Genomic DNA, 13,663 nt, shown 5'->3' on the forward strand with positions numbered 1-13,663 from the left:
TGGTTGATTTCTTTTTTTGTATATTATGCTCTTTGCTTTTAAAAGAAAGGATTCTGTATTTAGATTAATGCTTACACAAAAAGCATAAGTGGCCTAATGAAGGTATTGAAAAAGTACGATATCCTTCAATCCCGTTGATTTCCGTTCCGAGCGGACGCTTTCCGCGGGCTTGGCTTCAGCCTCCTCTTCACTACAATCAACTAGTTCCTACTATAAAAAAAGAACTTTTTCATTGGCTTCGTCCTAATAGCTAATTAAAAAGACGACTGCGCATTCAAAATTGAATGTACAGTCGTCTTTTTTCGAAAGTCATTAAAAACATTGCAACAATCTAACCGTGTTTTTGATCATTAATAATCTCGTCCACAGTGGATTCCACTTCTGTACGTGACATTTTTTCTTTACCATTTTTTAATGTTTTTAAAGTGCTTTTTGCTAAGGCAAGCGGAATTTTACAGAACAACAAAATATTTTTTGTGTCAATCGATTCTATATATTCATCTGCTTTATTCAAATTCGCTGTTGCATAGGCAAACATATCATTTCTATCCCAACCATCGGGTATAAAACGGACGCCGCGATCAGCATCTTCATCTTGATTGCGTAGCATATTAACAGCTTGCAAGCCTCGGCCATAGCCAATCGCTAAGTCTCGATCCGTTTTCGTGCCGTCATACAACTCCCATATATCAGATAACATAATACCAACTAAGCCAGCTACATAATATGTATACTCATCTAAATCTTCTTTCGTTTTTACAACCCAGTCTTTTTCTACCCAACGGGCCATACCATCGGCCATAATACTTGTCGACTCTTTAACCTTGTCAATAATACTTTCCGGGCATACGGAAAGCCAATCACCCAGTCTTAACGTAACCTCTGGTAAAAGACTCTCATAGGGCTTTAAAAGTTGTTGATAGGCTACGTCATCAAAATCAGTTTGTAAAAGTTTGCTAGTCGAACGCAACAAGTGCTGCTTAGTTTCAGCTTCTAAGTCCTCGTGATCTTCAATTTCATCAATCGCACGCATACATAAATAGGCAGAGCCGACCGTCTTTCTTAATGTCGGGTTGAGCAGCTTAATTGGAATATAAAAGGTTCTACTTGTTAGCTTTAGTACATGCATAGCTTCTTTTTGTAATTTAGCTTCATTACTCATTGAGATTATCCCCCTTCAACCTATGGCAGTGTTAGTAGATTAATTAGCATGTTAACGCTTTTGTTGACTTGTCATTATAACTTTGAACGCAGGCTCAATAACTGAAACTCAAGGTACCTACAGTGTTAACTAGTTAGATGAAAAAAACTGATTTTCAAGGGAACGTTAAATAACAATCCTAGAACGTCCCAAATATACCCCTATTTCTAGGAGCAGCTGAAAATAATAGTTATACTTTCATTTAATCATAATTAGGTGAAAAACGGAAGTCACTAAAGTCACTAAAGCCACTTAATACAAGATAATGGGTAAAAAAATATTGTGTTGCAGTGAATAATTTAAAAACGCGCCAAACTCTTGCGAGAATATAATATTTGAAAAAGAGGAGTCATCGTTAATAACAGGATTATATGAATTACATTAACCAGTAAGTGACCTAAAAAATCCAATTTTATTTTATCGGAAATTAGGGTTAGAGACAGCATATATACAAGTGAAATTAGCTTATTTCTGGATTGACACTGGAGAAAGCTGGCTTGGTTAATGGGAAAGTGACAAAGTTGAGGTATCTTATCACCGTTCTATACGACATATCACATTTCGCGTAGACAAAGAGGATACCATACAAGAACTGGTTGAATGAAAAAGGAATAGCTATTCGTAATGCATTTGGATTTAATGAACAACGTCAACCACTAGTATCCTTATGCACATGCTGCAATCTATTTTGATGATCCAGATGTTAATTCTTTCGAGTTAATCTCTTCCAATTAAATGCAATTAAAAGAGGGGATTACCAGATATTGAAGGGCTTATCTCTAAAGTTGGGGAAGGAAGGGCAGCAGAGGGATTATCTAAACTTAGTTATGAACCTACTTTTTATAAAGTACATAATTCTAAGTTCTTGGCCTGGTATGACAGTATTTATCCGGCAAGAGTTGCTCTTTCCCCCAATGCTGAACATCATCTATATATCACTTCTGATTTCATTTTAGAGGTACTGAGTGAATACGAACCGACAGCTAGTATAACCACAAAGAAGTGGGTAAATATGTAGAAGAAGGATAAGGGTAGTGAATAAAACTCCCAATCCTTTTTTTCTTGTGACTTCATAAGTAAGTGCGAAATAGCGCACACCTCTTTTGCTCACTTAAAGATGGTGGTGTATCAATTAATATAAAGTCATATTCATCTCTTACTTGATTCAATAAATTATCCAAAATCAATGTAGGGCCTCCGGAAAAAGGAATGGTATCACCTGTATACGTTTTCTCAGTATATATTCACCTTGCAAAAGTAGTAATAATATTATTAGCCGGTAGTAAATCCAAATTTTCATCCAACGAATATAAAAAATCTATTACATTGTTCTGCTGCATTGCTTCAAGAACCGATTTACCCCCAAACTCATTAGACGTTTCTTCTTTTCTTCTTAAATAATTAATTACGGAATTTCACTTTTATAATCATTAAGTCGGTTAATTATTATTAATAATTGCCGATAGTAGTAGTATGCAATCTACTATTAATGATTGCATTAGAAAAACGGTAGTATTTGAGGGTGTAATTGTGAAACGTACTTATACGTAAATCATACTATCGGTTAAAGTCTTATCTACATATAAATAAAAAGTAAGCTACTTGAATCAGGAGGAATAACAGTGTCAATTGGTAAAAAATTATATACAGGCTTCGGCATTATTCTAGTGATCATCCTATTATCTTCAACGTGGAATTACCACGAACTGGGCAAAATCGAGGGCAATTATAAAGCTATGATTGAAAATCGTGTCGCCCAAGCGATGCAAGCTCAAGTCATTCAAACAGAAATCGGTTTGCAGGGCCTTTACATACGTTCTTACCTGCTGCAAGGAAAACAAGAGGATTTAACAGTATTCAATGAACACTATGAGATAATGCAAGAGAACATTGTTGGACTGCAAAAAATGGTACATTCAGATGAAATGAAGGGCTATCTTGAAACAGTTACTCTAAATTCGGAGAAGTTCAAGTTAGTTGCAGATCGTATCGTTAAGTTGAAAGATGCAGATGATATGCAGGCCGCAATGGTATTGGTAGAAAAAGAGATGCTCCCAAACAACATGGAGATTCGTGAAGCAGTGGATGGGATGATTGGTTACCAATACAAGAACCTTGAGATTGCTATGGTCAGTTCGGATAAAACGGTTAGCAGGGCAAAGTTAGGATTGATTATTGCTAGTGCGTTAGCCTTGATTTTGGGGGCGTTGATATCTGCGTATCTTACGCCTCTTATATCGCGCCCACTGCGTATGATTACTGCTGAATCAACAATCATTGCTTCAGGTGATCTTTCAGGACAAGATGTTGAAGTCAAATCCAAAGATGAACTCCAAGAATTGGCCATGAGCTTCAATGAAATGAAGCATAACCTTCGTAAACTGATAGGTAATGTAAATGATAATGCCCTTCATTTGACAGCTTCTGCGGAAGAGCTATCAGCGAGCACGAATGAAGTAGCGGATTCTTCTGGAGATATTTCTAAAGCAATTGAAAACATCTCCATTGGTTCGCAAGCGTCTGCCACAGCAGCACGTGAAAGTTCAGTCGCAATGGAAGAAACGGCATCGGGTGTGCAGCGTATTGCAGAATCAACTTCGACTTTACATACGAGTGCAGAAAATACAATGCGCATTGGTAACGAGAGCGAGAAAGTAATGCAAACGGCTAAAGAGCAAATGACGCTCATCCACGTATCCTCATCTAAGACGAATGAAATAATCAAACGTCTTAGCAAACAATCCGCAGAAATTCAAAACATTACAAGTGTTATTACTAACATTACAGAGCAGACAAATCTTCTAGCACTCAATGCTGCTATTGAAGCAGCGCGTGCTGGAGAGCATGGTAAGGGGTTTGCTGTAGTCGCAGATGAGGTTCGTAAATTGGCTGAAGAGTCTAAAGTATCCGCAAGCCAGATTGCCGAATTGACATTGGCAATTCAAAAAGACACAAAGGATGTAGAAGCTTCTGTCCAAGAAAGTTTGACGAATGCTACCCAGGGTGTTGAAATGATCGAAGAAGCGGGTAACTCGTTCTTGACTATTGTAGATGCCGTTCAGCAGATGAATCATCAGATTGAAGAAATCTCAGCAGCTACCGAGGAGATTTCTGCAAGTGCAGAAGAAGTGTCTGCATCTATTACGGATATTGCGGGGCATGTTAGCAATGCTTCCGAACAGACAGAGCAGAATTCGGCAGCAATGGAAGAGCAAATGGCAACAATCACAGAAATCAATACAGTAGCAGACGATCTTAGTAAAAAGGCAATCGACTTGCAAGAAATGATTCAAGAGTTTAGGATGTAGGGCTATAATAAGGTACCCCTGTACTCCTCTTATGCTACATTGGTTATTTTCCGGTTTATGGGTATGATCAATCGGGAAAAACCAAATATTTCACACTATTGATGGGCAACAGATTGATTTTATTAACGCTAAATATACCGAAACCACCCGATAGCTTACAGTTGTCCAAAAGTGTTTATATGCTAAAGAATAGTAGTTCACAAAATATGTCCCCTTACTGGCTCATGCGAATTGGTAGGGGGCTTTTTTGTGTGTATGCACTATACAAGCCTGTTCTGGAATCGAATTCCTTCTTGAGGGGGTTAAAGAAATATTTTAGATAAATATGGTGAAATGCGATTTAAAGGGGGGGAAGAGATGAAAAAAGAAAAAAGTCAAGAAGGTTTTTTAAAAAACATACTAAATGAGATTCGAAATTCAATCTTATTTGAATTAATTTGGAGTATTTTATTATTTATACCGAGAATGATAATTCGATTAGTCAAGAATATTTATTAACGTATTGTTATGTTCTTATTGAATAATGTAGTTAACTACTTTCCTGAATCGGCGTTATGTCAATCTGTTGTGTATGGCGTATACAAACCCGTTTAACAACATAATGTTTTCAACTTATGCAATTGGGGACATGCCTTAAAGAAATACTTCATCCTTTTATTGCTCATTGATAGGGGCTACATGATTTGGAAAAACTAGAAACTATATAGCTCATGGCAATATAAGTGAACCTATTGATAAAAAAGTCGGACTAGATATCATGATTTCGGACTGGCTGTACTTCACAATAGTACTTGACTTAAATGGGGTACCATTTAATAAAACTATTAATATTCTTTGCGCTAAAAATTTTGCTATTGATGATTAAAGATTATTATCAATTTTAAAATGCTGAACAACTAAAATTTTTTTCATCACTAAAAGACTCTCACTGCAATTATTTACTAAGTGAGAGTCTTGTAATCAGTCTAATTCTAATACGATCGGTTCAAGTTGTTTTTTTATCTCTACAGCAACCGGCACTAATTTGAATGTACTTGGAATTTGTTCGTAACCGTCAAATTGTAGTTTATAAACGGTACGATTATTAATAAAATCTACATTTGCTCGGTCAGAAGCAATTAATCGATCGTTAATGACCATTTCCCAACTACTTGCACGAACTTCTGGCTCACCTTCCGTAGAAATTTGTAAATGTAATATGTCTTGTTTGATTTCTAATGCATCGATTATATATGTTTCATTTTCAAACTGAAATGGCTGTAACTGTGCTGCATTCACTTCCGTCTCATATAAATCGAAAACATCCGCTTTCATTTCAAGCACCTCGAATGTCGCTGGATTTGTATGTCTCGGAACAGAAGTCGTATAAATCATTTCCCCTAATACATCTGTACCTCTACCACCACTACTATGAATATTGATCATAGGTCGTTCGCCTTCTGGTAAATACTTTGTTCGTATAATTAATTGTCCTGCTTCATTTCTAATCGCAAATTCAATTTGTGATCTCATTTTACCGAAAAAGGCATAATGCGTATCGAGTAGCAATGGGTCAACACTCACTTTATATTGATATCGAGTTCGAATTTCCTTGTATAAATCATCATAATATTGCTGGTATTTATCCTTAAATTTGACTCGAAAATGAATATCAATGTTATCTCCATTTTCTACAACTTCATCAATCGAAACATCCAAAAATGGCTCATTTAAGCTAGGGACTTGTTCGGCTGTTGAAAGGTCTTTTTGCCCACTACTGTTAGCTTCAGCTAATTGAGTTGGCTCGTCAATCTGCTGTGCTACTTCATTCGGTGTACGATTCAAAGAATAAAGTGCGAAGCTTAACACAATAACTGCTGCACCGATTACACTAATTTTTAATGTATGCCAAGATTTTTTACGCTTTGTACTTGTTTGAATACGTTGCATAATGAAATCAGCTTGACTATGTGTCATCATTGGCTTATTGAGCTGTGCAAATAAAGATTTTTGTTCATTTGCTAATTGCTCATATTCTCTCTGACAATTTTCACAGTATTGCAAATGAGCTTCCATTTTTTGTTGCTCACTATCTTCTAAAAAACCTTCTATATAATCTTCCAACAAGTTCGAATTACATTTCATAATAATAACCTCCCTTTGTCGTTCCGATTGACCTTAGTTTTCTTTTACTACGGTGCAGTTTGTTACGAACGTCGTTTAAAGAAATTTGTAGCACTTGCCCAATTTCATCGTAGCTAAGCCCATTCACATATTTCAACAACAATACAGAATGTTCAGTTTAATCTAACTGCTGAAGAAGCTGCTCTAATTGCTCATTTTTTTCACGTAATAACACTATTTTTTCCGGATAACGACTATCCGTTACTTCGATATCGATTGGTGTCGTTTGATACTTGTGTTTTCGTAAATGATCAAAACAATTATTGACCACAATTCGATAGAGCCATGCATTAAATGACCCTGTATTTTCATACTTATGTAGGTTATAGTACACCTTAATAAAAATATCCTGAACGATATCTTCTGCAACAGTACGATTACGGACAATTCGTATAACAGTATTAAATACTTTCTGTTCATAATGTTTGATAACGTGTGCAAAGTAATGATCTTCTCCGTTCTTTACTCGTGCAATTACTTCATCCATCTCCATCCGGTTCACCTCCTTACTACTATAACGAACAAATCTTTATTTCCTCTCAAGATAGTTTTAATTTTTTCTATTTAAGGGAAACTTATTTACTGTTTTATCGAATAAAAAAATAATATTTGTTACTATTTTAATATTTGATAATTTGTTCTAAAAAAGTTATTTTTTTCTAAACAATTCGGGATTATAACTTTCATAATTTTTAACCTCCGTTTTATAGACTCACGAAAAGCCGCTCAGATTAACGTTTTGTGGGCTTGAATTGTTGTCATTTTTCCCCGTAGTTATAAAAAAAGTTAATAATAAGTCAATTGTATATTCGAAACTATTTATTTGGGGTTAAATAGGTGGTAAAGCTCGCCCTTATAACGAACAAATGTAGTGAAGGTGCGACAAGTGTGAGCTATGGTTAAATAATTTATTCATGGTATTATATTTACAGTAATAGAGTGTGACAATTCAGAAAAAATGCTGGGAGGTTTATTTATGAAAAGAAAATCAGTTCTTATTCTTGGCTTTGTAGGAGTTCTCGCACTATCAATTGGTTTTATGAAAGACTTGCAAGGTACAAAGGTATTTGCACAAAATGAACAACCAAGAGTAGAAGATGGACAAACAGGCACTAATAGCCGAGATCAATACAAAGTAATAACAAGAGAGGAACAAGAAATTAGAGAAAGTATGTTAGCTGAAGGAAAAGAAGTTTCCATAGTTATAACAGCGGGAGAGCAAGAAATGGTAGAAAATATGTCAGCTCAACAAGGGTTTATTCCACAAGCAAATGGAACGGGTTTCTATTTTGAAAAAGAGGAAAAATAAGTTTACTTGTTAAACTCCCATGAAAATAAAAAAACTCTTATTATTGATAATAGCGCATAACCAAAAAGCTCAGAAAAAGTTTTTTTGAAAAAAGATTGAGCCTTGAGAAGGATGCTGTTGAATTGGTAGGTAAATCAAGAATCAGCTCCATTCTTCAGAGACTGTAGGCAAGGCTGGTGCAATAATCAGAGTAGAATTAATCTCCCATAAGTGCTACCCGTATTGGGTGCGACAGTCTGAGATACACCGTGGTCGTTGGAGTCAGACTAACGGATGGGCTCTAAGGAACCATAGTTCATCGACCTTCTTCTCCCAGCCGCAATATCCAATACTAGTTCTATACACATTTTCATCCTCTGTGGTGTACCGCTGATTTTGCACTACATGTATGGCTACCAGGGCATAGTAGAGAAGTATTTAAATCTAATATTGTAATGGAGGAATGTTTAATGAACCAATCAATAGAGGAAATTGCTATTGTTACGGGTGTAAGCCGCCTAAAAGGGATTGGAGCGGCTATTTGTAAAGAGCTAGCTGAAGCGGGCTATCATATATTTTTTACCTATTGGACAGACTATGATAAAAAAATGCCTTGGAGTATTGATTTAAATGAGCCAATGATATTAAAAGAAGAATTAATAAAAAAAGGTGTTAAGGTATCGTGTATGGAGTTGGATTTAACTCAATATGATGCACCTGAACAACTTTTAAGTAGAGTTTCTGAACAGCTTGGTTATCCCGATATCTTGATAAATAACGCAGCATATTCAACTAATAACGATTTTTCTAATATAACTAGCGAAGAATTAGATAAGCATTATATGGTAAATGTTCGTGCGACGACACTATTAAGTAGTAAATTTGCCCAAAACTTTGATAAGAAATCTGGTGGAAGGATAGTCAATATTACTTCAGGTCAATTTCAAGGACCGATGCCTGGTGAATTAGCATATGCAACAACAAAGGGAGCAGTCGATGCTTTAACTATCACATTGTCGGCTGAACTAGCCCCTTTAGGAATAACGGTCAATGCAATAAATCCAGGTCCAACTGATACAGGGTGGATGACAGAGGAGATAAAAAGTGAATTAACACCGATGTTCCCTTTTGGTAGAATTGGTGAACCGAAAGATGTAGCAAAAATGATTAAATTTCTAGTGAGCGACGAAGCAGATTGGATTACAGGTCAGATTATACACTCGGAAGGTGGATTTAAAAGGTAATTAAACTAAAAGCTTTGATTCTAGAACCATATTACTGTATTTAATTTCAATGTATATCAAATTAAGTACTATTCATTAATTGGTGCTTTATTGGAAGATCGTTGAGTTGCAATACTACTCTTTTTTCTTGTTCAACTAAAGGTCGAGTTTATTTTAATAAGATATTACTTTTTCATTTTAATCTTTATATGAAAAATGTGATGAATGTTAGATAGGATTCACATTAAATAAAAAATTAATGATATTATTGTTGTAAATTTCATGGCATTTTTTAAGGATACAGGACGTACCTTCTTAAAGGGAGGGATTATATGTTAAAAAGGATATGGATTATTGCTGGAATACTTATAGTTGGAATAGCATCATTTAGCCTGTTAAATAAATCTTTAGAAGATGATACTGCTGTTGCTGTTGCAAATAAAGAGGAACAAAAACCATTATTTACTAAAGAAGATGTAACCGTCAAGGTCAAAACGACAGTTTCTGCTCGTTTGAAATGAACACTTTCGCTTAAAATATATGCTGCCTATTTTTCATTCGATAGCTATCACTATTCATGTGAATCACTTCGACACGATGTAACAGCCGATCTAGAATGGCTGTCATAATCCCTTGATCCCCCATTAACTCCGTCCATTGTTCTGGGCTCTTATTCGACGTTAGAATAATCGAACTTCGTTCGTATAGATAATTGATGAGCTGGAAGAATAGATTTGCCTCACGCTGATCCATTGCCATGTACATTAAATCATCAATAATCACTAAATCAGATGTTTGAAGTCGTTTCATTTGAACCTGCGATTTATGCGCAAATTCTTGGGTTTTCAGAAGCTGAATTAATTCTCCCATTGTCACAAAGTACACTTGGAACCCTTTATGAATAGCCTCTAAGCCTAACCCTATCGCTAGAAATGTTTTGCCAACACCAGGTGGGCCTAATAAGATTAAGTTGTATTGCTGCTCTAACCAGCTGAACTCTTGTAACTGTGTCAGTTGACGAGATGTAAGAGCTGTTTGCTCCTCTACTTGAAATTCTTGTAACGTTTTAATGTAGGGGAAGCGCGCCCATTTAATACGACGTCCTATACTTTTTTCCTCGCGTTTGCCTAGCTCAAATGATGTGATAGCTTCCAAAAATTCTAAGTAAGTCCATGATTCTTTTTCAGCTTCGCGAAGGAGCTGCGGGAGCTCCTCTGCCGTTTCTGACAGCCGTAGCTGACGAAAATGATTCTGTAAGTCTTTCACCGTTTTATTCATGAGACAATCCCTCCTAGAATTCGTGTATACGTTTCTAAGGGGCGTGTTTCTACTTGAATATTCGTTGGAGTCATTGAAACATTCTGTTGCTCATGGAGTAGGGCTGATTCCTCTAGATTCGATTGCTTCAAGTAACGCACTACGTCTCTAAAGTCATTCGCACTATATAATTTTTCACGCATACACTTTTGAAGTGCTGAATCAATCCATTCGGGTTCTTCTTTAATCACCTTTTGTAGAATTATTAATTGATCTCTACGATAACGCACGTATTTCATACAAATTTCGTCCACATACATCAATGCGTCTTCTTGTTCTTCAAAATATGAAATGACGGTTTTCTTTAACTCTTCAATTCCTTTAGAACGGTCTCGGGTATGATTACGATTTTGAATAAGCTTTCCTTTTTCGCTACTAATTTGATGTTCGGCCAGCACTTCACCGTTTGACTGCTTACGAATAACCAACGTATCTTGTTGCTCACCTTGTATGTCTAAAACAACCTGATTCTCTGGTGATACTCCATAAGTTCCTAATGGAACTGAGTAACGGTTGGACGCAAAGCGAATCGTATTGTCCTTGCCTACATTTCTTGTTATAATATATGCATGTGTACTTTCATTTGAAAGTAGTGAAGAGACTGGTTCTAAGTGTTGCTTTTCGACGAGAAACACTTCGACTGGGCTCTTTTTTGTTGTGTTATGCACATTTTTATTTCCTGTGCGTTCCAACCACTGGAGCGCACGTTCATTCCAGTCCTCAATATCTTTAAAAACACGGCTGTCTGCGAAATTTCCCTTTATGTATTTCACTACATTTTCAATCATTCCTTTTGATTCAGGATCGGCTTTTCGACATAAATGAACACGGAACTTTTGATCTTTTACATACGCTTGGAATTCTGCTGTTAACACGATATCCCCAGCGTTTTCGCTGACTGATAGTAAGTGATCTTGGTCATACACAATTTCTTCCGTACGACCACCCAAAAAGCGAAAGGCATTTTCATGACAACGAATGGCATCCTTCGTAGTGAAAGGTCGGTCTTGCCACTCCATGTACTTATACCGCGAATGTGCTAAAACAAAGGCAATGAAGTATAATTTCACTTCTTTTTTCGTCGTCGTTTTCTGTCTTGTTTCTCCCCAATCCACCTGTATCTGTTTGCCCATCGGCTGTTCAGGAACGGCCTCATATTGCCTAACAATCGCTTTTTTCTCAATTTGATAAATCTCACGGATCTCTTTTACATAGGTACGAACTGTGCTTTCTCCGATTACCAAATCAGGATAGCGCTCGATTAACCAATCTTGAATTTGTGCTGCACTTAAATGTGGGTATTCTTCTAGCCATGCGACAACCCAATCCTTGTAGGGATCCAATTTCTTAGGTTTCTTCAAAGGATTCCCCAAATATTCTTGTGCTTCCTCAAATGACATATTCAAATACTTATAAACAGTTCCACGCGTTACTTTCAAATGTTTTGCAATCTGTGCAATCTTCATTTTCCGTTTGTATAGTTGCTGAATTTCGATGTATAACACTAACTTTTCCTCCAAGTCCTTACCTCCAGTAAACTAATAATCCTAGCTTACTAGATGGCATGATTGTTGGCGAAAGTGTTCAAGGCATTCGAGCGAAAACTGTCTCTTTTAGTATAGCGGTTACAGAAGAACTAAATATGTCTACATTGAAAAGTGTATCTGAAAAACTTCATGAGAAATATGAGGGGGTTGTTGTAAAAACGATTTCAAAGAAAGAATTGGTGATACAAGTTGAAGGGAATGAAGAATATTTTAATTCTGTAAAAAAGGATATGGAGTCCATTGCAAAAAGTGTAATTAAATCCTCAACTTTGAAAGACTATATAGTTATTGTAGAAAGAATGGATTTATCTTTGATTTCTGAAGAAGTTAAATATAGAAACATAGAACTTTTACATTTAACATCGACTTTAATGGAAGGTCTTAAAGATTAGCTAACGAGTGCATTAATCGAACAATTATACTGTATCTTTACTTCTTCCAGTAAAGATACAGTATAATTAAATGTGGGATTAGAAGGGGAATTCATTTCATATTAAAACTAGTGCCCAAATAATTATAATAGAAATATATTAAACTTGGATGATAATAAATTCAACTTAAATAGAACAAGTCTATATTAAGGATAATAATATTGAACGGAGGAAGTAAATTGGAATATGTTTTAGATCATGTTGGTATTGCTGTTAGAAGTATTGATGATGCTCTTCCTTTTTATCTTAATGTGTTAAATGGATTAGTAGAGGACCGTTATACAAGTGATACACCAGGCGTTGAAGTGCACGTTGCTGTTGTCAGAACTAATGATAAAGTAATTGAATTACTCGCACCAACCAACAAGAACTCTCCAATGGCTCGGTTTATAAAGCAACGGGGAAAAGGGGTGCATCATATTGCATATCGAGTTGACGATTTGGACAAAGCAATTCTCGAGGCAAGTGAAAATGGAGTTCGTTTTCTAGAGGACACATTACGTACTAATGCACGTGGAAGAAGACTCATTTATATTAATCCCGCCTCAACTGATGGAACATTAATTGAACTTTGTAGCTATTCTCGAAAACTTAATTAGTAGAAACAATATCTAATGATTTGTATGTTCCAGCTAAAGTGAAGGATGTTTGGTGGAACGAGAAGTATATTTTTGCTAAACCAATAGTATTAGTCACCGATGCAAATGATTATGACAGCCACCTGAAATTCCTTCTAATGATGAGCAAAATGCTTATTTCACAAATGTTATTGGACACAGAAGTAGGACTAATCAAGATGTGAAATTATCAAAAATCATGCCCTCTAATCCTGATCAAAGATATTCAAGAATTTTGAGATAAAGGAGATGTAAAATGGACCTATGGATTATAATTAAACAAAGTTATGTATTTATTTCTATTTTTATAATCATAATGCTTCTAAGTTTATTTATAATAGGTTCCATTTGGAAAAAACGTGTCAACATCCCTAAATCGTTAGCTGCACTAACACTAATAATTTTCGGATTATTAATAATCTTTTCGTTATTTTCATTGATTTTTATAATTTCTTTTGGATATAATTCTTAATAAAAAATACTTCAGCAGCTCCCATAACGGATGTGATGTCTACTATTACACGCATGTATCATTTAAGCTTAAAAGGTCGATTGTTTATCAGGGAAG

13 protein-coding genes are annotated in these 13,663 nt (G+C 35.7%); 6 read left to right on the forward strand and 7 right to left on the reverse strand.

The features are described 5' to 3' along the window. Nucleotides 1–331 precede the first annotated feature (331 nt). A complete protein-coding gene (locus MKZ26_RS01920; RefSeq protein WP_340764042.1) occupies nucleotides 332–1,162 on the reverse strand; it encodes a phytoene/squalene synthase family protein in 831 nt (276 codons plus the stop codon). A gap of 1,109 nt (nucleotides 1,163–2,271) precedes the next feature. After that, nucleotides 2,272–2,388 (reverse strand): AAA family ATPase, encoded by a 117-nt coding sequence (locus MKZ26_RS01925; protein ID WP_340764043.1) that lies wholly within the window; start codon nucleotides 2,386–2,388, stop codon nucleotides 2,272–2,274. Nucleotides 2,389–2,823: 435 nt separating this feature from the next. Here MKZ26_RS01925 and MKZ26_RS01930 point away from each other — a divergent pair, with 435 nt between their 5' ends. After that, nucleotides 2,824–4,509, forward strand: coding sequence for a methyl-accepting chemotaxis protein (locus tag MKZ26_RS01930; protein ID WP_340764044.1), 1,686 nt, complete (start codon nucleotides 2,824–2,826; stop codon nucleotides 4,507–4,509). 960 nt (nucleotides 4,510–5,469) lie between these two features. Here MKZ26_RS01930 and MKZ26_RS01935 read toward each other — a convergent pair. The 3 genes from MKZ26_RS01935 to MKZ26_RS01945 are packed head-to-tail and all read right to left on the reverse strand — an operon-like array spanning nucleotide 5,470 to nucleotide 7,165. Next, nucleotides 5,470–6,633: an anti-sigma factor family protein gene (locus tag MKZ26_RS01935; protein ID WP_340764045.1), complete on the reverse strand. Its 1,164-nt coding sequence runs from the start codon at nucleotides 6,631–6,633 to the stop codon at nucleotides 5,470–5,472. Then, on the reverse strand, nucleotides 6,623–6,775 hold the full coding sequence (locus MKZ26_RS01940; RefSeq protein ID WP_340764046.1) for an RNA polymerase sigma factor: 153 nt from the start codon (nucleotides 6,773–6,775) through the stop codon (nucleotides 6,623–6,625). Before MKZ26_RS01940 ends, MKZ26_RS01935 begins: the two co-directional genes overlap by 11 nt. Before the next feature lie 15 nt (nucleotides 6,776–6,790). Further along, nucleotides 6,791–7,165, reverse strand: coding sequence for an RNA polymerase sigma factor (locus MKZ26_RS01945; RefSeq protein WP_340764047.1), 375 nt, complete (start codon nucleotides 7,163–7,165; stop codon nucleotides 6,791–6,793). Nucleotides 7,166–7,648: 483 nt separating this feature from the next. Between MKZ26_RS01945 and MKZ26_RS01950 the strand changes: the two genes are divergently transcribed. The 3 genes from MKZ26_RS01950 (at nucleotide 7,649) to MKZ26_RS01960 (ending at nucleotide 9,704) form a co-directional block, all read left to right on the forward strand. Further along, nucleotides 7,649–7,981, forward strand: a complete 333-nt coding sequence (locus MKZ26_RS01950) for a hypothetical protein (protein ID WP_340764048.1) — start codon at nucleotides 7,649–7,651, stop codon at nucleotides 7,979–7,981. Nucleotides 7,982–8,430: 449 nt separating this feature from the next. After that, the gene (locus MKZ26_RS01955) at nucleotides 8,431–9,204 is read left to right on the forward strand and encodes an SDR family oxidoreductase (protein ID WP_340764049.1); all 774 of its coding nucleotides are present in this window, start codon (nucleotides 8,431–8,433) and stop codon (nucleotides 9,202–9,204) included. Between the two features lie 311 nt (nucleotides 9,205–9,515). Further along, the gene (locus tag MKZ26_RS01960; RefSeq protein ID WP_340764050.1) at nucleotides 9,516–9,704 is read left to right on the forward strand and encodes a hypothetical protein; all 189 of its coding nucleotides are present in this window, start codon (nucleotides 9,516–9,518) and stop codon (nucleotides 9,702–9,704) included. A 10-nt stretch (nucleotides 9,705–9,714) separates the two neighbouring features. Here the strand turns inward: MKZ26_RS01960 and istB are convergent, their stop codons facing one another. Continuing rightward, on the reverse strand, nucleotides 9,715–10,461 hold the full coding sequence (istB, locus tag MKZ26_RS01965) for an IS21-like element helper ATPase IstB (RefSeq protein WP_338655207.1): 747 nt from the start codon (nucleotides 10,459–10,461) through the stop codon (nucleotides 9,715–9,717). After that, entirely contained in the window at nucleotides 10,458–12,005 is a 1,548-nt protein-coding gene (istA, locus tag MKZ26_RS01970; protein WP_340767593.1) for an IS21 family transposase, read from the reverse strand. Before istA ends, istB begins: the two co-directional genes overlap by 4 nt. Nucleotides 12,006–12,064: 59 nt before the next feature. Between istA and MKZ26_RS01975 the strand changes: the two genes are divergently transcribed. Both MKZ26_RS01975 and MKZ26_RS01980 read left to right on the forward strand, forming a co-directional pair. Beyond that, the gene (locus MKZ26_RS01975; RefSeq protein WP_340764051.1) at nucleotides 12,065–12,439 is read left to right on the forward strand and encodes a hypothetical protein; all 375 of its coding nucleotides are present in this window, start codon (nucleotides 12,065–12,067) and stop codon (nucleotides 12,437–12,439) included. 218 nt (nucleotides 12,440–12,657) lie between these two features. Further along, on the forward strand, nucleotides 12,658–13,077 hold the full coding sequence (locus MKZ26_RS01980; RefSeq protein WP_340764052.1) for a VOC family protein: 420 nt from the start codon (nucleotides 12,658–12,660) through the stop codon (nucleotides 13,075–13,077). Nucleotides 13,078–13,663: the final 586 nt, after the last annotated feature.

The organism is Sporosarcina sp. FSL K6-6792, from assembly GCF_038004885.1.
Taxonomy (GTDB): Bacteria; Bacillota; Bacilli; order Bacillales_A; family Planococcaceae; genus Sporosarcina; species Sporosarcina psychrophila.